Source organism: Streptomyces prunicolor (assembly GCF_045162825.1).
GTDB lineage: Bacteria > Actinomycetota > Actinomycetes > Streptomycetales > Streptomycetaceae > Streptomyces > Streptomyces prunicolor.
On the sequence record NZ_CP108676.1, the window covers coordinates 6,292,097 to 6,311,153 of the forward strand.

Consider the following 19,057-nt stretch of genomic DNA (forward strand, 5'->3'; position numbering starts at 1 on the left):
TCCCGGCTGCGGCGGGAGAGTCGGACTCAGGAAAACGCGAGGCGGGGACACCGCCGGAGACCGAGGAGTGGGACGTCATGACGGACATGGAGCAGGCGCTGACGATCAGCGGGAGCATCTTCGCGGTGATGATGCTGACGCAGTACGGGCGCCGGAAGTACGACCTGCACAAGGTGCTGATGCCGATCGGCACGGTGTCGGCGGTCGGGTACTTCTATCTGCGGGGGATGCCCACCCAGCACGTCGACGTGGTCGTCTATCTGGTGGGTGCCGCGATCGGGCTGGCCTGCGGGGTCGTCGCGACCTTCACCACCGGAGTGGAGCGCGACCCGGCCTCGGGGCAGGTGCACACCCGGTGCGGTGCGGGGTTCGTGGCGATCTGGACGGCGGTGGTCGCCCTGCGCGTCGCGTTCATCTACCTGGCCGAGCACAACACCTGGTTCCGCGACCACCTCGGCACGTTCATGGTGGAGCACCAGATAGTGCAGGACGCCATCGCACCGTTCTTCGTCATCATGGCGCTGGCCATGGTCCTCACCCGGGTGTTCCTGCTGCTGGCCCGCGTCCGGCTGCTGCCGGCCGGGGTCCAGGGGGCGGCGCTCACCCAGGGGTCTTCACCAGTCCGTGGATGAACGCGTACTTCACGGCATGCGCCCGGTCCCGCAGATGCGCTTTGGAGAAGAGGTTGTTGATATGCGTCTTCACCGTGGCCTCGCTCACCACCAGCCGCTCGGCGATCCCCCGGTTGGTGAGGCCCTCACCGATCAGCGTGAGCACCTCGATCTCCCGGGGGGTGAGATCCGGGGCGAGTCCCGTGCCCGTACGTTCGACGGGGGCACCGCCCCGCGCGGCGGCGGCGACGAGCCGGTCCCGTACGGCTGGGTCGAGCACGGACTGCCCGGCCGCCGCGACCCGCACCGCGCGGGTGATGTCCTGCCGGCCGGACTCCTTGGTGAGGTAGCCGCGGGCACCGGCACCGAGCGCGGCGAGGATGTACTCCTCGTCGGCGAAGGTGGTGAGCACGACGACGGCGACCTGCGGGAACCGCTCGGTGACCAGCCGGGTGGCCTCGACCCCGTCCATCCGCGGCATGTTGAGATCCATCAGGATCACATCGGGCGCGTACGCCTCGGCGGCCAGCACGGCCTCACCGCCGTCCTTCGCCGTCGCCACGACCTCCACACCGGGCTGCAGATCCAGTACGGTCGCCAGCGCCTCGCGGACGGCGGTCTGATCGTCGGCCACCACCACCCGCACGATGGGCTGTCGCTCGCCCGGTCCCTGTCCCTGGCCCTGTCCCGGTTCCTGTCGCTCGTCGCTCATCCGGGGATCACCACGCGCACCTGCCATCCTCCTGCGTCGTCGCCGTCCACGATCGGCCCGGCCGTGACCGTGCCGCCCACCAGGTCGAGGCGCTCGCGCATCCCGACCAACCCCATCCCGCTCCCCGCACCGGCCAACGGCCGCGAACCCTCCGGCGGCGCGGAGTTGACCACCTCGAAGACCGTCTCGTCCGGGCGGTGCTCCAGGTGCATGCGGACCTGGGCGCCGGGTGCGTACTTGTGCGCGTTGGTCAGCGCCTCCTGGGCGCAGCGCACGATCACCTGGGCGAGGCGGACGGGCAGTTCACGCGGCGGCCCGTCGACGGTCAGGGTACCGGCGTCGGAGACGGAGCCGAGCATGGACCGCAGGGTCTCCACCAGCGGCAGCGCGTCCTCCCGCAGGTCCCCGACCGTGCGCTGCACCTCGGTGAGCCCCGAGCGCACCAGGCTCTGCGCCCGCTGGGCGGCCTGCCGGGCCCGTTCGATGTCACCGGACTCCAACAGGGCGTCGGTGACCTCCAGTTGCATGTTCACCCCGGCCAGCGAGTGGGCCAGTACGTCGTGCACGTCCCGGGCGATCCGGGCCCGCTCGGCGAGCGCCTCGGCCCGTGCCTCGGCCCGCGAGGCCAGCTCCGCCTGCTCGGCGGCGGCCCGCGCAGAGCGCAACGCCTCGGTGTGGGCGCGGTTGGAGAGACCGACCAGCACGGTGATCCCGCTGAAGGCGCCCACCATCCACGAGGTGCCGTGGCCGCCCCACGGCAGGAGCAGCACCCCCGCGCACAGGGCGCTGGTGGCCGCCGCGAAGGGCAGCGAACGGCGGCTGTCGAGCCGGTATCCGGCGTGCCCGGTGACGAAGTACGCGAACAGGGCCGCCGCACCGGAGCGGTCGAGACCCATCAGCGCCGCCGCCCCGGCCGACCAGACGCACAGCACCGCGAGCTGCGGGCCGGGCCCCAGCCGCCCCTCGGGGATCAGCCGCGTGCACATCATCAGCGAGACCAGGACAAGCAGACACAGCACCGCGAGCCCGGTCCCGGACAGACCGATCGGCCGCACCACGAGCGCGGCCACGGTGATACCGACGACGGTCCCGAAGACCTGGATGGGGTTGTTGTCCGCCGTGAACCACCGAATAGCGCTCTGAGTTCGGTTCACCGGGGGCTCTCTTCCCGCTGTCGCTGGCGCTGTTGCTGTGACTGTCGCTGTTTCCGGAGACGGTGACCGCCGCCGTCCGACCGCTGCGAAAGCTACCAGCGTGCGGGTGTGCCCGTCGGTGCTCAGTGACCATGGTCGGCCGGCGCCGCGCGCGGCAGCAGCCGCACGAGACACAGGCACAGGGCGACGGCAGCGCCGACCACACCCAGGCTCACGAGGAGCGCGTGGGTCGTACCCCCGCCGACTGCCGCGAAATAGACGGTGGTTACGGCCGCCGCGCCGATCGCGTTGGCCAGTTGCTGCACCGCGTTGAGCGAGCCGCTGGCGCTGCCCGCCTCGGACGGTTCGATGTCGCCGATGGTGACGTCGTAGATCGTGCCGAAGCAGGTGCCCATGCCGAGACCGATGAGGAGGAGGGGCGGTACGAGGGCCCAACCGCCGACCCCCGTACCGGAGTTGGCGACCAGTGCGGCGAGGTGACCGCAGCCGGTCAGGATGATCAGCAGGCCGGTGGCTGCGAGGCGGCGGCCGTGGCGGTGGATGAGCCGGTAGCAGGCGATCGAGGCGACGACGATGCCGGCCGAGAGCGGGACGAGGCCGAGGGCGGTGCCCGCGGGGGAGCGGCCGAGGCCTTGCTGGAAGTAGAGGGAGATGACGTAGAGGAGACCGGCGACGGCGGCGAAGGCGACGACGCCGAGGAGGAGGCCCGCGGTGAAGCCGCGGTTGTGGAGGAGGGAGGGGCGGATGAGCGGTTCGGGCGCGGTGCGCTGGCGGTGGCAGAACCCGGCGAACAGGGCGAGGCCGAGGAGTAGGAGGGCGAGTGCGGGCCCGGTCCAGCCGTGCTCGGAGCCGTAGATGATGCCGCCGAGCAGGCCGAGCACGGCGCCCGCGATCAGGGCGGAGCCGGGGCCGTCCACGGGGGCGGTGCCGTCACCGGTGTCGTGGGGGAGGAGGCGCAGGGCGGCGAGGAGGGCGGCGCCGCCGAGGAGGAGGTTGATGAGGAACATGGGGCGCCAGCCGAGGCCGCCGAGATCGGCGTCGACGAGGAACCCGGCGAGGATCGGCCCGCCCACCGCCGACAGCCCCATCACCGGCCCGAACAGGCTGAACGCCTTGCCGATCTGGTCCCGCGGCCAGCTCGCCCCGAGGATGCCGAAGCCCTGCGGGATGAGCAGCGCCCCGAAGGCGCCCTGCACGAGCCGGGCGACGACCAGGAAGACGGGGCCGGGAGCGAGCCCGCAGGCCAGGGAGGCGACGACGAACCCCGCGAGACCGACGAGGAACACCCGCCGCCGTCCGTACCGGTCGCCGAGCCGTCCGCCGGGGACGAGGAGGACGCCGAGGGCGAGGGCGTAGGAGGCGCCGAGCCACTGGACGAGGGCGGGGCCGCCGCCGAGGTCTCTGGCGATGGTCGGGGCCGCGATGTTGGTGATCGTCGAGTCGAGGAGGTCGAGGACATCGGCGGCGAGGATCACGGAGAGGATCGCCCAGCGGGTGCGGGCGGGGAGGGGAGGTTTGTCGGGGTGTCCGGGGTGTCCGGGGTGTCCGGGGTGTCCGGGGCGTTCGGGGTGTCCGGGGCCTTCAGGGTGTTCGAGGCCTTCAGGTTCTCCGGGGTGTTCGAGGCCTTCGGGTTCTCTGGGGCGTTCGGGGCGCTCGGGTTCTCCGGGGTCATTGTTTGCGTCGCGCATTGTCTGTGTCACGCAGATAAATGTGCGTGAGAAGCCCTTCGCCGGTCAACCGGATTAACGCGATGCGTTGGTCAGCGCCCGCCCTGTGCGCCCTGCACGCCCTGTGCGTACGCCGTCGGTGTCACCCCGACCGTCGCCGTGAAGTCCCGGACCAGGTGGGCCTGGTCGGCATAGCCGAGGTCGGCGGCCAGCCCCGCCCAGTCCACGGGCTCCTCGGCGCCCGCCCGCTCCAGGGCCTCGTGGATGCGGTAGCGCAGGATGACCCACTTGGGGCCTACGCCGACGTACGCGGCGAAGAGGCGTTGCAGCAGTCGTACGGAGAGGCCTTCGGCGTGGGCGAAGTCGGTCACGCGGCGGATGGTGCGGTCGGTGCGGATGCGGTCGACCAGGGTGGTCGCGAGCTCGGCCTGCGGGTCGGGGCGGAGATCGAGGGCGAGGAGGAAGGAGTCCAGGGCGGTGACGCGGGCGGCCTCGTCGGCGGGGTCGAGGATCGTGGCGGGGTCGATGTCCGGGAGTGCGTCGGGTTGCCGGACCCGCAGCCCGGTCCACTCCGACACGGGCCGGTCGGGGGCGACGGCACGGAAGGCGCCGGGCCGGAACTTGATCCCGCAGACCCGCCCCTTCGCCTCTAGCTTCTGGGCGAAGAGGCCGTGCGGGATGCCCGCGATCTCGACGAAGGCGTCCTCGCCGGCCAGGCGCTGGAAGACGATGTGCACGGCCGGGTGCGGGACGACGTGGGAGACGTAGGGCTCGGTCAGGTCCCAGTCGATCAGCCAGTAGTGCTCGATGTACGGGCGGAGGGGCTCGGCGGCTTCGGGGCGGCGGAAGTGCACGCGGGTGAGGAGCTCGGCGGGGTCGACGATTCCGCGGGTGTCGTCGGCTGTCCTCCGGGTGTCGCGGTGCGGGGCGGCCATGTACGGATCGTAGGTCCGCCCACTGACAGTGCGCGGAATATGTGTGAGGGGGTGGCCGTTGGAGGGTATAGTTGAATAATCAACAACCTGGAGGGTGAACGACCATGCAGTTCGGGATCTTCAGCGTCGGCGATGTCACACCGGACCCGACCACCGGACGGACGCCGACCGAGCGTGAGCGCATCAAGGCCATGGTCGCCATCGCGCTGAAGGCCGAGGAGGTCGGGCTCGACGTCTTCGCGACCGGGGAGCACCACAACCCGCCGTTCGTGCCCTCGTCGCCCACCACGATGCTCGGCTTCATCGCGGCCCGGACCGAGAAGCTGATCCTCTCCACCTCCACCACCCTCATCACCACCAACGACCCGGTGAAGATCGCGGAGGACTTCGCGATGCTCCAGCACCTGGCCGACGGCCGGGTGGACCTGATGATGGGCCGCGGCAACACCGGCCCGGTGTATCCGTGGTTCGGCCAGGACATCCGCCAGGGCATCAACCTGGCGATCGAGAACTACGCCCTGCTGCGCCGCCTGTGGCGCGAGGACGTCGTGAACTGGGAGGGCAAGTTCCGCTCCCCGCTCCAGGGCTTCACCTCGACGCCGCGCCCGCTGGACGACGTACCGCCGTTCGTCTGGCACGGCTCGATCCGCAGCCCCGAGATCGCCGAGCAGGCCGCCTTCTACGGCGACGGCTTCTTCCACAACAACATCTTCTGGCCGGCCGACCACACCAAGCGCATGGTCGAGCTGTACCGGGAGCGGTACGCGCACTACGGCCACGGCACGCCGGAGCAGGCGATCGTCGGACTCGGCGGCCAGGTCTTCATGCGCAAGAACTCCCAGGACGCGATCCGGGAGTTCCGCCCGTACTTCGACAACGCCCCGGTCTACGGCCACGGGCCCTCCCTGGAGGACTTCACCGACCAGACCCCGCTGACCGTCGGCTCCCCGGAGGAGGTCATCGAGAAGACCCTCGCGTTCCGGGACTACGCCGGTGACTACCAGCGCCAGCTGTTCCTGCTGGACCACGCCGGGCTCCCGCTGAAGACGGTCCTGGAGCAGCTCGACCTGCTGGGCGAGGAGGTCGTACCGGTCCTGCGCAAGGAGTTCGCGGTGAACCGTCCGGCGGACGCACCGGAGGCCCCGACGCACGAGTCGCTGAAGTCCGCCAAGGCCGCCGCATCGGAAAAGGCTTCGGAAGGGGTGACCGTCGCATGAAGCTCGTAGTCGTCTCGGCGGGGCTGAGTGTTCCCTCGTCCACCCGTCTGCTGGCCGACCGGCTGGCGGCGGCGGTGGACGGGCGGACCCCCGTCGACATACAGGTCGTGGAGCTGCGTGACCTCGCGGTCGAGATAGCGCACAACTTCACCAACGGCTTCGCCGGCCGTTCGCTCGCCGCCGCGCTGGACGCGGTGACGGAGGCGGACGGGCTGATCGTGGTGACACCGGTGTTCTCGGCGTCGTACAGCGGACTGTTCAAGTCCTTCTTCGATGTACTGGAGAAGGACGCGCTGGCCGGAAGGCCGGTGCTGATCGCGGCGACGGGCGGCAGCGCCCGCCACTCCCTGGTACTGGACCACGCCCTGCGCCCGCTGTTCGCCCACCTGCGCGCCGTGGTCGTCCCGACCGGGGTCTACGCCGCCTCCGAGGACTGGGGTGCGGAGGGTCTGCCGGAGCGGATCGAGCGGGCGGCGGGGGAGCTGGGGGCGCTGATGAGGGGTTTGTCGACAGCACGGCCGACGAAGCAGCCGACGGTCGTACCGTTCACAGACCAACTCGCGGCACTGAATATCAGCCCGTCCGGCGTTTGAGGACGAGGCCCCTTCAGGGCCGAAGCGGGGTCTGGGGGCGCAGCCCCCAGGGACACCAGCCAGCCCCGACCGTGAGAAGACGGTAGGAGCTAAACCCAGGTTGCGCCCAGCTCGGTGAGAGGCAGGTAAAAAGGGTGATCGTAGACCTGCCCCCACCGGTCAACCGCCGGAGGCCTTGGCACACTGGGTAGCGTGCCCCAGACTGTGCTGCTCGCCGAAGACGACCGTGCCATCCGTCATGCCCTGGAGCGGGCCCTGACCCTGGAGGGCTACCAGGTGACCGCGGTCGCCGACGGTGTCGAGGCGCTCGCGCAGGCCCACCGCACCCCACCGGACGTGCTGCTTCTCGACGTGATGATGCCCGGCATCGACGGCCTCCAGGTCTGCCGGGTACTGCGCGCCGAGGGCGACCGCACCCCGATCCTCATGCTGACGGCACTCGTGGAGACCGCCGACCGCATCGCGGGCCTGGACGCGGGCGCCGACGACTACGTGGTGAAGCCCTTCGACGTCGAGGAGGTCTTCGCGAGGCTCCGCGCCCTGCTCCGCCGCACCAGCCCGGTCCCGGCGAACGGCGTCCCCGGAACCCCCGGAATCCCCGCCTCGTCCGGCGCCGCCGCCGACGTACTGAGGGACGGACCGCAGCCGTACTCCTCGTCGGCCTTCGTCCCCTCCGACAAGCAGATCGCGGCGGCCGGCCTCCGGATGGACCTCCAGGCCCGCCGCGTCTGGCGCGACGAGCGCGAACTGGAGCTGACCCGCACCGAGTTCGAGCTCCTCGAACTGCTCGTGCGCAACGCGGGCATCGTCCTCGACCACTCCACGATCTACGACCGCATCTGGGGCTACGACTTCGGCCCCGGCTCCAAGAACCTCGCCGTCTACGTCGGCTACCTGCGCCGCAAGCTCGACGAGCCCGGCGCGCCGCAGCTGATCCACACGGTGCGCGGCGTGGGTTACGTGCTGCGGGAGGACTGAGTGGGCGCACGCCTGCGGCGGCTGGTGGTGAGCCGGCGGCCCAGGCTGGCCTCGCTGCGCACCACGTTCGTGCTGTCCTTCGCGGCGGTGACCGCAGCCGTCACGCTCCTCGTCGGCGTGCTGTCGTACGGCGCGGCGGCCCGGCTGGTCCGGGTCGACCAGGAGTCCGTGTTCGACCAGGTCGTCCAGGATCTGCAGGACGAGGTGCGGACGCACCAGATGACGACCGAGGACTTCTCCTCCTCCGCGCCCGGCCACGACATCGTGCGGCCGGCCCGTACGGATGTGCAGGTGCTCGGGCCGGACGGCGGTGTCCTCGACAGCGGCAGCCCGGCGCTGCCCGTCACCGGCGACGACCGGGCGATCGCGGGCGACCGGGTGGCCGGGAAGACGGCGGAGCACAAGGACGTCGCCGTAGCCGAGGACGTGTACCGCATCGCGACCGTCTCGCTCGGCCAGGGGCGGGGCGCGGTGCAGGTCGCGCAGGAGTTCAGCGACACGGAGGATCTGCTGCGGGCGTTGCAGCAGCGGACGTTCGTGTTGATGGCGGCGGTGGTCGTGCTGGCCGGGCTGTGCGGCTGGTGGCTGGCGCGGCGTATCACCCACCGCCTGATCATCCTCACCGCGGCGGCCGAGGACGTGGCCCGCACCCGCAGGCTCGGCGTCCAGGTCCCGGTCACCGGCTACGACGAGGTGGGCCGCCTGGGCAGGGCCTTCGACCGGATGCTCGGCCGCCTCGCGCAGTCGGAGGAGGACCAGCGCCGCCTGATCCAGGACGCGGGCCACGAACTCCGCACCCCGCTGACGTCGTTGCGTACGAACATCTCCCTGCTGCGGCGGATCGACGAGTTGCCGCCCTCCACGCGAGAGGAACTGGTGGCGGACCTGAGTCAGGAGGCCCGCGAACTCACCGACCTGGTCAACGAGTTGGTGGATCTGGCGGCCGGCCAGTCCGACACCGAACCGCCCCAGCAGGTCGATCTGGCCGACATCGCGGAGGACGTGGCGGGCCTCGCCCGGCGCCGCACCGGCCGTGACATCACCGTCCGGGCGAGCGGCGACACGACGACCGACGGCCGCCCCGGCATGCTCCAGCGCGCGATTTCCAACCTGGTCGAGAACGCGGCCAAGTTCGACCGCGCGGGCCAGACCGCGATCGACATCTCGATCTCGGGCCCGGCCCACCCCGGCACGGTCCGGGTCGAAGTCCTCGACCGAGGCCCCGGGGTCTCCGAGACCGACCTCTTCCGCATCTTCGACCGCTTCTACCGCGCGGCGGACGCCCGTTCCCTCCCCGGCTCGGGCCTCGGCCTCTCGATCGTCCGCGAGGTGGCCCTGGCCCACGGCGGAGCACCGTTCGCGCTACGGCGGGAGGGCGGCGGGTCGGTGATCGGGTTCACGGTGGGGGGCGTGGTGGACCCGGGGCCGGGCGCACGTGGCCGAGGCTGAGGGACTCGACGACAGGGACGCCGTAGGACACCTGCTCTGGGCCGCACAACTGCGGCCCGACGGCCGACTCGGGCCCGGCGTACGCGTCTTCCGCCACGGCTCGGCGATGGCGGTGGCCAGCCCCGCCCTCTCCGGCCGGGACCGGATCGCGGTCGACGGGAAGGAGGCGGATGCCCTCGTTCTCGTACGGGACGAGGTCCTGGCGGCGACCGGACCGGGCTACCGCCCGTTCGGGGACGCGGAGTTGATCGCCGCGCTGGTACGCGGGACGCCCGGACTGACGGCCGCCGACGGACCCGGGTTCCTGTGGATGGAGACGACGGCCCCGCCGCCCGATGTACCGGAGGGAGTCGCGTGGCTCGACGGGAGAGGCGAGAAGGAAGCGGCGACGGTCTTCGACCACTGCTTCCCCGACTCCTACGCCCAGCCCGGCCGCCCCGGAACACGCCGTTGGGCCGGGGCCTACGACCCCGACGGCGCCGGCACGTTGCTCGCGGTGGCCGGAGACGCGTGGTCGGGGGCCGGGTGCGGCTTCATGGCCGGGGTCGTGACGCGTCCGGAGGCGCGGGGGCGTGGCCTGGGCGCGGCCGTCTCGCGGTTCGTCGTGGACGCTCTTGTACGGGAGTACGGGCGGGCCGCGTTGATGGTGGACGCGGACAACAAGGCCGCGGTCGCCGCGTACCGGCGGGCCGGGATAAGCGGGCGGGAGTTCGGGGCGGCGACCCGGGACCCGGGACCCGGGACCCGGGGCACGCGGTCGAGGCTGACGGGCTCTGGGCGGGGGAGGGTAGGTGTCTCCGGAAAGTGTGACACTTCCTCGGAAAGTGTCACACTTTTCCGGAGAGGGTCCCGGGGGGGGCTGCCCGTACCGCGTACGGCCGGTCAGTCGTTCGACCCCGTGCGGCCGAAGCAGCGCTCCAGCTCGTTCAGGTCGTAGAACTTGCTGCCCTTGGAGACGGGACGGCAGCCGGTCTTGAACGCTGTCTCCTTCTCGTTGTAGAGCATGCGGACGAGGTAGGTGTTGCCCTTGCGGAACACGTCCCACTGGATGTTCGAGCCGAGGGGGGCGACGGCCGCGCCCCGCCACGGGTTGCTGCCGTAGGTGTACGGCTTGGCCGTGGTGACGCCCTTCGTGCTGCCGGGCAGGCCCATCAGCGCGGCCAGCGGGATGATCTCCTCGGCGTGGGTGAAGCGGAGTTCGGCGCCGAGGTCGCTCGTGCCGTCGCGCTTGGCCTCGGCCTTCTTGAAGAAGTCGTCGAGCAGGACGTTCGCCATCTTGTACGTGATGTCGCTGTCCGCGAAGCCGGGACCCTTCTCGTAGAAGTCCTCGGCGTCGGAGATGTACCCGAACCAGTCGGCGTCGGCCGCCGAGATGTACCGGTCCATGCCCCAGCCCTTGCCGCCCGGGCTCTCCTCGCTCATCGCGGGGGCGATGGCGTACAGGTTGTAGACGGCGGTGGCGGCCTCGACGTCGGTCCCGATCGACGAGAACTCGCCCGCGGTGATCCGGTCCACGAACGCGGGCTTGAAGAGCTTCTTCAGTACGTCGCGGGCGGCGCGGTGCGTCTTCGGCTGGTCGGTGACGGACGTGAGGGTGGTCGCGAGGCGCTTGTCGTTGGCGATGTAGTCGCGGTACGCGGCGCCGCCGTCGGCCTTGTGGAAGTAGAGGAGGTCCTTGTCGGTACGGGTCGTGCCGATGAGGGAGGTCAGGTCGGGGTCCGTCTGGGCGAGGGCGGCGCCGTAGAGGTTGGCGCTGTCGACGGCACGCCCCTGCCCCGAACTGACGACGTCGATGGGCTCCTTGTTCTTCGCGATCGACGCGAAGAGGGTCGGCAGTCGCTTCGCCATCCGTACGGCGGTGTCGTGGATCTCCTCCTTGCCGCGCGCACTGAGGTCGCCGTACCCGACGGTGCTCATGGCGGCTTCGAGGGCCTGCGCCTTCGGCCCGAACTCCCGCCCCTTCGCGGTGAGTTGGCCCTCGGACTGCGCCTTGTCCAGGAGCGCGAGGATCAGGTCTCCGTCCGAACTGTCGGTCGCGGAACGGGATCCGTGCCGGGACACATTCTCGGTGAAGACAGGGGTGAAGCCGGCCGGGACCTTCTGGTACGAGCGGGAGTTCTGCTCCGGCGCGTACACGGCCTTGGTGCCGAAGCTGTCGGTGTGGGCGTTGCCGTAGCTGCCGCCGGGGGCGGCCTGGGCGGCGAACGGGGTGGCCAGGAGCGCGGTCATGCCGAGGACCAGGGCGGGGGTGAAACGTCTCATGTGGCGCATGTTTCGCGGGGGACGTGAACGGCGGGTGCACTGGGGGTGACTACGGGGGCCTGGCTTTCGCGGCGCTTGTCGGCTGTGCGTCGGGAGTGGATCAGTAGGGTCGGGTGACGCGGGGGTGTGAGGGGCTCGCCGGGTTGCCGCCACGAGGGGGTGGGGTGCCTGGTCGGGGGAGCGGGTGGTTGGGGTTCCTGGAGGCTGGGGGTAAATCTAACCACTCTCATCCGTGTTGACTGGTTAGAAATTACCCCGGCTTGCGGAGGGTGGTGGGGTGGTCGGCTTCGCGGACGCCCTCACCCGCGGCAGTTGGGGCCACGGCGTCGCCGTACCGTACGACGGCCCGTCCCGCCCGGAGGGCAAGGCGGTGTGGTTCGACCTGCCCGGTACCGCGACCTGACCCTGGACGGCCGCCCCGCCATGCAGAATGCACCGCATGTTCGGACCCGCACCGCTCCAACGCCTGTCCCTGCCCGAGGAGTTCACCCTGTTGTCGTACGGGGAGAACGGCAGGGTGCCCAACTCCGCACAAACAGCGGCCGGTTGCGCGGCGGCGGAACTCGGTGAACTGGCCCTCAGGAGAAGGCTGTTGATCAGACCGAGGAAGACCAGGAAACTGGGCCTGGAGATCTACCAGCTGCGAGGCGAGATCGAGCTGGGGCCCAACGTGCCCACCATGCCCAACACGCCTGGCACAGGCCTTACTTGGGCGGACGACCTGCTCTCCGCGTTACACACCCGCACCACCTCCCTCACCCCCCGCCCCCTGACAGTGACCCGCTGGCTCAGAGAACGCGGCCGGGAAGCGCTCGCACTGCACACCACCGCACTCACCGAGCGGGGCGTACTGCGCCACAGACCCGGCACCCTCCTCACCAGAACCCGCCACCACCCGGACCCGGCCCTCCGCGCCGTCCTGCTCAACGGCGTCCGCGCCGTCCGTGCCGAGCGCGTACCCCTCGACGAACACATGCTGTTCCTCTGCGACTTGCTGGACGGTGCCGGTCTCACCAAGGACTTCGGTCTCACCCTGACCCGCCCGCAACGCCTCGAACGCGCCCGTGGCATCGGCGCGGTGGCGGCCTTTCCGGAAACCCTGCGCGACACGAGCACCGTGCTGGGCTTCTCGTTGCCGGCCCGGCAGGGCAGGACGATCACCATCGGCGACTGATCACCGGGCGAGGGGCCGACGCCGATGCGTACGCCGACGCCGCGAAATCCTAGGGCGCTTCGATCCCTCGCCCCCTAGGGTCGCCCGCATGACTCTCGCTTACGACGATGCCTACGACAACGACAATGACGCGACCGGAGACGATCGTCCCGCCTTGGTGCTGCTGCACTCCGGGGTGTGTGACCGAAGGATGTGGGATCCGCAGTGGTCGGCCCTGGTCGACGCCGGATACCGGGTGGTGCGCCCCGACTTCCGCGGCTTCGGCGAGACTCCCTTGCCCGATCGGCGGCACAACGACGCCGAGGACGTACTCGACCTGCTGGACGCCCTCGGTATCGAGCGCGCGGCCCTGATCGCCTCCTCTTACGGTGGAGAAGTCGCCGTGGAGATCGCCGCGCGCCGTCCGGACCGGGTCACCGCCATGGCGCTGCTGTGTGCCGGGCTGCCGGGGCATCAACCCACCGATGCGCTACGGGAGTTCGGCGAGCGGGAGGACGAGTTGCTGGAGGCGGGCGATGTCGACGGGGCCGTAGAACTGAACGTGGAGACCTGGCTCGGGCCGGACGCCGACGAGGCGGCCCGGGAGGCGGTGCGGGGGATGCAACGGCGGGCTTTCGACGTGCAGTTGGCCGCTCCCGAGGGGGCCGGGCGGAACAGGGTGGAGGTTGATCTCGCGGCGGTCAAGGCGCCGTGTCTCGCCGTCTCCGGTGGCCGCGACCTGGCCGATTTCCGGCTGATCGCGGCCCGGCTCCCGGATCTGTTCGCCGACACCCGGCATGTCGAACTGCCGTGGGCCGGTCATCTCCCCAGCCTGGAAAGGCCGGTTGAGGTGACGGCCCTGTTGGCCGACTTCCTGCGCGAGACGGTCCTTGAGTCGTCGTTCCGGTCGGATCGTTAGGCGTTCTTGCGGGCCACCCCGCCGTAGATGCCGATCGGCGCGGCGCCGGGGGCCGGAGTCTCCTCGGGGCGCCAGTGGGTGACGCGGACCAGGCCCGGGTCGACGAGGGTGAAGTCGCCGAAGAAGTCCAGGACTTGGGCGTGGGAGCGGAGGTTGAGGGTGGCGGTGGCCCGGTTGTAGACGGACGCCGCGTCGTGCCGGCCGTCCTCGTGGACGTCGCCCGTGGCGTGCGACAGGACGAGGTAGGAACCGGCCGGCAGCGCGTCGCGCAGGGTGGCGACGATGCCGTAGGGGTCGTCACCCTCGTCGGACAGGAAGTGGACGACGGCGACCAGCAGGACCGCGACCGGCCGGTCGAAGTCGATGGCCTCGCGCACCTCGGGGTGGTCGAGGATCGAGCGGGGGTCGCGCAGGTCGGCCAGGATGACCGAGGTGTCGCTGTCCTCCATGAGGGCCATCGAGTGGGTGCTGACGATCGGGTCGTTGTCGACGTAGACGATCCGCGTGTCCGGGGCGATGGCGTGCGCGATCTGGTGCACGTTCGGCTCGGTGGGCAGTCCGGTCCCGATGTCGATGATCTGCCGTACCCCGCCCTCCTCGACGACGTGCCGGACGGCCCGGTGCATGAAGCGCCGGTTGGCCCGCACGCCCTCCCGCACCTCCGGCGCCGCCTTGATGAACTGCTCGGCGGCGTCCCGGTCGACCGGATAGTTGTCCTTGCCGCCGAGGAAGTAGTCGTACATCCGCGCAGGGTGGGGCTTGCTGGTGTCGATGAGCAGTGGCTGCGCGCCACTGCCGTCCCCGCTGGGAGAGGTCATGGGGCCAGGCTCCGTCTTGGTCAGTGGCTGTCAGATCATCATCCTGACATGTCTGCCGTCGGGGTCAGGGCCACACCGGGCAATACGGTTCCCGAAGTTCCCGTCGGCCGTAGGACGGCTTCCGGGAGACCGTCAGGTCGACGCCCTCGGTGATGGCGCGAGTGCCGTGATCTCGCCCGATCCCCGCTCGATCAGCCGGGTCGGAATGGTGACGGCGCGAGTGGGGGAGCGGTCGCCGTCCAGCCTGCGGAAGAGCATCTCGGCGGCCGTCCTGCCCAACTGCTCGACGTCCTGGGCGATGACGGAGATCCCCGGGCTGAGGAGGTCGGCCAGGGGGAAGTCGTCGAAGCCCACGTGGGCGACGGTGTCCTGGAGGCCGAGGGCGCGCAGCGCGCGTACGGCTCCGATGGTGACCAGGTTCTGGCTGGTGAACAGCGCGGTGGGCGGGTTCGGCAGCGCCAGCAACCGCTCGGTCGCGGTGATCGCCGATTCCTCGCTGGCCCCGGTGTGCCGGACGATCTCGTCGTCGTACTCGATGTGCCCGACCTCCAGGGCGTGCCGGTAACCGTCGAAACGCTGGGCGGCGGTGGAGATGGTCGCGCGGTCGCCGAGGTAGGCGATACGGCGGTGGCCGGCCTTCAGCAGGTGGTTGACGGCGGTGACGGCGCCCTGCCGGTTGTCGGAGAGGACGGTGTCCGCGTCGAGCAGGCTGGGCTCGCGGTCGACGAAGACCAGGCAGGTGCCCGACCGCTGCTCGCTGATCAGATAGCTGTGGTCACGGCCGGCCGGCACGATCACCAGGCCGTCGACCCGCCGGTCGATGAGAGCGCGCGCCAACTCCCGTTCCCGGGCCGGGTCTTCGTCGAGGCTGCCGACCAGCACGAGCACTCCGCGCTCGCGCGCCACGTTCTCGACGGTGCGGCTCAGGGCCGCCGAGAAAGGGTTCGCCGAGTCCTCGACGAGCATCCCGATCGTGGCCGTACGACCGTCCCCGCGGCGCAGGCTGCTGGCGGTGAGGTTCGGCCGGTAGCCCAGTTTGTCGGCCGCCTCGCGCACCCGGGCGACGATGGCCGGATCGACGGTGGGCACCTCGTTGACCACGCGGGAGACCGTCTTGATGGCGACGCCTGCCAGTGCCGCCACCTCGCGCATGGTGGGGCGGCTGCGCGGGGACGGCGACGGCGGCTCGCCCAGGGTCATCGTTGTCTCCAACTGATTCTGCGTTACCGACTCGTTGCCGACGCATGTTTACCAGTGTCTTGACGCGCTCGTCCATACGGGACCACTATCCCGTCGAGTCAACGTTGTCTCAGCGTCGACCAAGGGCCGGCTCGAAAGGGATCACGTCATGAATCACGTCATGAACCTCTCCACCACCCCGACATCGGGCCTCCGTAGTCGGCGCACCCGGGCGGCAGCCGTCGGCGTCACCATCTGCCTCGGCGCCACCCTCGCGGCCTGCGGTTCCTCCGACTCCAGCTCCTCGTCGTCCGGCAGCGGGAAGGTGGGCGTGTCACTGATCCTGAAGACGCTGAGCAACCCGTACTTCGTGAGCATGGAGAAGGACGCCAAGACGCAGGCCACCAAGGACAAGGTGAGCCTCACGGTGGCGGCGGGCACGTCAGACGGTGACACCCAGACCCAGATCACCGCTATCGACAACGCCGTCTCGCGCGGCGACAAGGGCATCCTGATCACCACCAACGGCGACGCGGTGAACACCGCGCTCAAGCGCGCCAAGCAGGCCGGCCTCTTCGTGATCGCCCTGGACACCGCACCGAACCCGGCGAACGTCGCGGACATCACCTACGCCACCGACAACGAGCAGGCGGGCAAGCTCGACGGCCAGTACGCGGCGGCGGCCCTGAACGGCAAGCCCGCGGTCATCGCCATGCTCGACCTGTTCAACAACCAGGTCGTCTCGGTGGACATCGACCGCGACCACGGCTTCCTGGAGGGCATGGGCATCGACCCGGGCAGCAAGACCGAGAACGGCAAGGAGGCCAAGTCCGGGAAGTACACCGGCGGCGCGGGCGGCACGTACAAGATCGCCTGCCACCAGCCGACCCAGGGTGCCATCGACGGCGGACGCACCGCGATGGAGAACTGCCTCTCGGCCAACCCGGACATCAACGTCGTCTACGCCATCAACGAACCGGCGGGCGAGGGCGCGTACAACGCGCTGAAGGCGGCGGGCAAGGAGAAGAGCGTCGCGATCTACGCGATCGACGGCAGCTGCTCGGGCCTGAAGAACGTCACCAGCGGCAAGTTCGCGGCCGACGCCGTGCAGTACCCGGGGAAGATGGCGGCCCTCGGCGTCAGCTCCATCGCGAAGCTGGCCCGCGGCGGCAGCAAGCCGAGTGTCACGAACGGTAAGTCGTTCTACGACACCGGTACCGCGCTGGTCGCGGCGAAGGCGCTCGGGGGGCTGACGGTGCAGTCGCCGGCGCAGGCTGCTTCTGCTTGTTGGGGGAGCTGATCCGGTCGGTTGGTTGGTTGATCGGTCGGGTGGGCCGCCGGTGCCGGTAGCCGTCTTGACACCGGCGGAGCACCCGCACCGTACGAGCCGATGAGCCCGTACGTCATGAGCCCGTACCTCATGAGTTCCTACGAAGGCCCGCACGAGGGAACGAACCGGAAGGACCCCCTGTGACCACCCACGTGGACAGTGAAGCGACACCGGCGCCGGCGGAGGACTTCCTCAACCGGCCCGCCACGCCGGCCCAGCGCATCCAGTCGGTGCTGCACCGTCAGCCGGCACTCAGTCCGGCGATCGTCCTGGTGCTCGCCGCGATCGTGTTCTCCCTCATCAACGACCGCTTCTACGCGTTGCAGAACCTGTCGCTGGTCGCCCAACAGGTCGCCGTCATCGGCTCGTTGGCCGTCGGCCAGACCGTCATCATCCTCACGGCCGGCATCGACCTGTCCATCGGCGCGGTCATGGTGCTGGCCTCGCTGCTGATGTCGAAACTCGTCGCGGACAACGGCGTGCCGGGCGTGCTGGCCCTGCTCGCGGGAGCGGCCGTAGCCATCGCCGCGCAGGCCGTCAACGGGCTGCTGGTGACGAGAATCAAGCTGCCACCGTTCATCGTCACGCTCGGCACCCTCAGCATCTTCACCGCGATCACACTCATCTACGCCAAGGGCCAGACCGTCTCGCTGCAACCCGGCAACATCCTGATGTGGAGCGCGGACACGGTCTCCATCGGGCAGTTGAACCTGACCACCGGCGTCCTGCTCATGATCGCCCTGTACGCGGTGATCGGCTACGCGCTGCGCTACACCGCCTGGGGCCGCCACCTGTACGCCGTGGGCGACGACATCGAGGCCGCCCGCCTCGCCGGCATCTCCGTCAACCGGGTCCTGCTGAGCGCGTATGTGGTCGGCGGGTTCGCCATCGCGGTGGGCGCCTGGATCCTGGTCGGCCGGGTCGGCGGCGGCGACCCGAACAGCGGCCTCAACGCCAACCTGCAGTCCATCACCGCGGTTGTCATCGGCGGCACCAGCCTGTTCGGCGGACGCGGCGTGGTGCTCGGCTCGTTGATCGGCGCACTCATCGTCCAGGTCTTCGTCAACGGCCTCGCGCTGGCCGGGATCGACCCCAACTACCAAGTCCTGACAGTCGGCGTGCTGGTGATCGCGGCTGTCTCCGTCGACCAGTGGATCAGGAGCGTGAAGGCATGACGACTGCCCCCACTTCCACCCCCGCCTCCGCGCCCGTTCTCGAAGCCAAGGGCCTGGTCAAAGTCTTCGGCCGGGTCGTCGGCCTGAACGACGTCGACCTCACCCTCTACCCCGGCGAGGTCCTCGCCGTCATCGGCGACAACGGCGCCGGCAAGTCCACCCTGATCAAGTGCCTCTCCGGGGCGCTCGTCCCCGATCAGGGCAGCATCCTGGTCGACGGCTCCGAGGTGAACTTCAAACGCCCGCAGGACGCCCGCGAGGCCGGCATCGAGACGGTGTACCAGACCCTCGCGGTGGCCCCGGCGCTGGACATCGCCAGCAACCTGTTCCTCGCCCGCGAGATCCGCCGCAAGGGTGTGCTCGGCTCGGTGTTCCGCATGCTCGACACCGGCGAGATGAAGCGTCAGGCGGCCGACCACATCAAGCGGTTGGGCATCAGCACCCTGCAGAACATCAACCAGGCCGTGGAGACGCTCTCCGGCGGCCAACGCCAGTCGGTGGCCGTCGCCCGCGCGGGAGCCTTCGGCGGCCGGGTCGTCATCCTCGACGAACCCACCGCCGCGCTGGGCGTCCGCGAGACCGGCCAGGTCCTCAAACTCGTCCGCGACCTGCGCGACCAGGGCCTCGGCGTCATCCTGATCAGCCACAACATGCCCAACGTCTTCGACGTGGCCGACCGCATCCACATCCAACGCCTCGGCGGCTGCGCCGGGGTCATCACCCCGCAGTCGCATTCGATGGAGGATGCGGTGGCGATCATGACGGGGGCGAAGAAGCTTGTTGCGGAGGCGGGGTGACGGGGGTGACGGGGGTGGAGAGGCTTGTTGCGGAGGCGGGGTGACGGGGCGTGATGGGGGTGAGGTGGCTTGTTGTGGGGGCGGGGTGACGGGCGGGGGTGGGGGTGA

19 protein-coding genes are annotated in these 19,057 nt (G+C 70.3%); 12 read left to right on the forward strand and 7 right to left on the reverse strand.

Annotated features, from left to right (window positions below):
• Positions 1-77: 77 nt before the first annotated feature.
• Positions 78-632 carry a hypothetical protein gene (locus OG588_RS28880; RefSeq protein ID WP_405949829.1) on the forward strand — a complete coding sequence of 185 codons (555 nt, stop codon included), beginning with the start codon at positions 78-80 and terminating at the stop codon, positions 630-632.
• Here OG588_RS28880 and OG588_RS28885 read toward each other — a convergent pair.
• The 4 genes from OG588_RS28885 to OG588_RS28900 all read right to left on the reverse strand — a co-directional run bounded on the left by OG588_RS28885 (position 601) and on the right by OG588_RS28900 (position 5,079).
• Entirely contained in the window at positions 601-1,323 is a 723-nt protein-coding gene (locus OG588_RS28885; RefSeq protein ID WP_405949830.1) for a response regulator, read from the reverse strand. The genes OG588_RS28880 and OG588_RS28885 overlap by 32 nt on opposite strands.
• Entirely contained in the window at positions 1,320-2,477 is a 1,158-nt protein-coding gene (locus OG588_RS28890) for a sensor histidine kinase (protein WP_405949831.1), read from the reverse strand. The genes OG588_RS28885 and OG588_RS28890 overlap by 4 nt, the downstream gene beginning before the upstream one ends.
• 122 nt (positions 2,478-2,599) lie before the next feature.
• Positions 2,600-4,177 (reverse strand): MFS transporter, encoded by a 1,578-nt coding sequence (locus OG588_RS28895; RefSeq protein ID WP_405949832.1) that lies wholly within the window; start codon positions 4,175-4,177, stop codon positions 2,600-2,602.
• Positions 4,178-4,236: 59 nt separating this feature from the next.
• Positions 4,237-5,079 (reverse strand): DUF6597 domain-containing transcriptional factor, encoded by an 843-nt coding sequence (locus OG588_RS28900; protein ID WP_405949833.1) that lies wholly within the window; start codon positions 5,077-5,079, stop codon positions 4,237-4,239.
• Positions 5,080-5,183: 104 nt separating this feature from the next.
• Here OG588_RS28900 and OG588_RS28905 point away from each other — a divergent pair, with 104 nt between their 5' ends.
• The 5 genes from OG588_RS28905 (at position 5,184) to OG588_RS28925 (ending at position 10,253) form a co-directional block, all read left to right on the forward strand.
• Positions 5,184-6,296: an LLM class flavin-dependent oxidoreductase gene (locus tag OG588_RS28905; protein WP_405949834.1), complete on the forward strand. Its 1,113-nt coding sequence runs from the start codon at positions 5,184-5,186 to the stop codon at positions 6,294-6,296.
• On the forward strand, positions 6,293-6,889 hold the full coding sequence (locus tag OG588_RS28910; protein WP_405949835.1) for an FMN reductase: 597 nt from the start codon (positions 6,293-6,295) through the stop codon (positions 6,887-6,889). The genes OG588_RS28905 and OG588_RS28910 overlap by 4 nt, the downstream gene beginning before the upstream one ends.
• A 192-nt stretch (positions 6,890-7,081) precedes the next feature.
• The gene (locus tag OG588_RS28915) at positions 7,082-7,867 is read left to right on the forward strand and encodes a response regulator transcription factor (protein WP_405949836.1); all 786 of its coding nucleotides are present in this window, start codon (positions 7,082-7,084) and stop codon (positions 7,865-7,867) included.
• Entirely contained in the window at positions 7,868-9,316 is a 1,449-nt protein-coding gene (locus tag OG588_RS28920; protein WP_405949837.1) for an ATP-binding protein, read from the forward strand.
• Complete coding sequence (locus OG588_RS28925) at positions 9,303-10,253, forward strand: GNAT family N-acetyltransferase (protein WP_405949838.1); 951 nt, start codon at positions 9,303-9,305, stop codon at positions 10,251-10,253. The genes OG588_RS28920 and OG588_RS28925 overlap by 14 nt, the downstream gene beginning before the upstream one ends.
• On the opposite strand, the gene OG588_RS28930 is transcribed toward OG588_RS28925, so the two are convergent.
• Positions 10,199-11,578: a histidine-type phosphatase gene (locus OG588_RS28930; protein WP_405949839.1), complete on the reverse strand. Its 1,380-nt coding sequence runs from the start codon at positions 11,576-11,578 to the stop codon at positions 10,199-10,201. The two genes, OG588_RS28925 and OG588_RS28930, sit on opposite strands and share 55 nt — an antisense overlap.
• Positions 11,579-11,855: 277 nt before the next feature.
• Here OG588_RS28930 and OG588_RS28935 point away from each other — a divergent pair, with 277 nt between their 5' ends.
• From OG588_RS28935 to OG588_RS28945, 3 genes are all read left to right on the forward strand, one after another.
• On the forward strand, positions 11,856-11,981 hold the full coding sequence (locus OG588_RS28935; RefSeq protein WP_405949840.1) for a hypothetical protein: 126 nt from the start codon (positions 11,856-11,858) through the stop codon (positions 11,979-11,981).
• 36 nt (positions 11,982-12,017) lie between these two features.
• On the forward strand, positions 12,018-12,752 hold the full coding sequence (locus tag OG588_RS28940; RefSeq protein WP_405949841.1) for a GPP34 family phosphoprotein: 735 nt from the start codon (positions 12,018-12,020) through the stop codon (positions 12,750-12,752).
• 88 nt (positions 12,753-12,840) lie between these two features.
• Complete coding sequence (locus OG588_RS28945) at positions 12,841-13,650, forward strand: alpha/beta fold hydrolase (RefSeq protein WP_405949842.1); 810 nt, start codon at positions 12,841-12,843, stop codon at positions 13,648-13,650.
• On the opposite strand, the gene OG588_RS28950 is transcribed toward OG588_RS28945, so the two are convergent.
• Complete coding sequence (locus OG588_RS28950) at positions 13,647-14,468, reverse strand: SAM-dependent methyltransferase (RefSeq protein WP_405949843.1); 822 nt, start codon at positions 14,466-14,468, stop codon at positions 13,647-13,649. The genes OG588_RS28945 and OG588_RS28950 overlap by 4 nt on opposite strands.
• Positions 14,469-14,600: 132 nt before the next feature.
• The gene (locus OG588_RS28955; protein ID WP_405949844.1) at positions 14,601-15,668 is read right to left on the reverse strand and encodes a LacI family DNA-binding transcriptional regulator; all 1,068 of its coding nucleotides are present in this window, start codon (positions 15,666-15,668) and stop codon (positions 14,601-14,603) included.
• 148 nt (positions 15,669-15,816) lie between these two features.
• On the opposite strand from OG588_RS28955, the gene OG588_RS28960 reads away from it, so the two are divergent.
• From OG588_RS28960 to OG588_RS28970, 3 genes are all read left to right on the forward strand, one after another.
• Positions 15,817-16,947 carry a substrate-binding domain-containing protein gene (locus OG588_RS28960; protein WP_405949845.1) on the forward strand — a complete coding sequence of 377 codons (1,131 nt, stop codon included), beginning with the start codon at positions 15,817-15,819 and terminating at the stop codon, positions 16,945-16,947.
• A gap of 170 nt (positions 16,948-17,117) precedes the next feature.
• Positions 17,118-18,152 (forward strand): ABC transporter permease, encoded by a 1,035-nt coding sequence (locus tag OG588_RS28965; RefSeq protein WP_366098750.1) that lies wholly within the window; start codon positions 17,118-17,120, stop codon positions 18,150-18,152.
• A complete protein-coding gene (locus tag OG588_RS28970) occupies positions 18,149-18,949 on the forward strand; it encodes an ATP-binding cassette domain-containing protein (RefSeq protein WP_405949846.1) in 801 nt (266 codons plus the stop codon). Before OG588_RS28965 ends, OG588_RS28970 begins: the two co-directional genes overlap by 4 nt.
• Positions 18,950-19,057 lie beyond the last annotated feature (108 nt).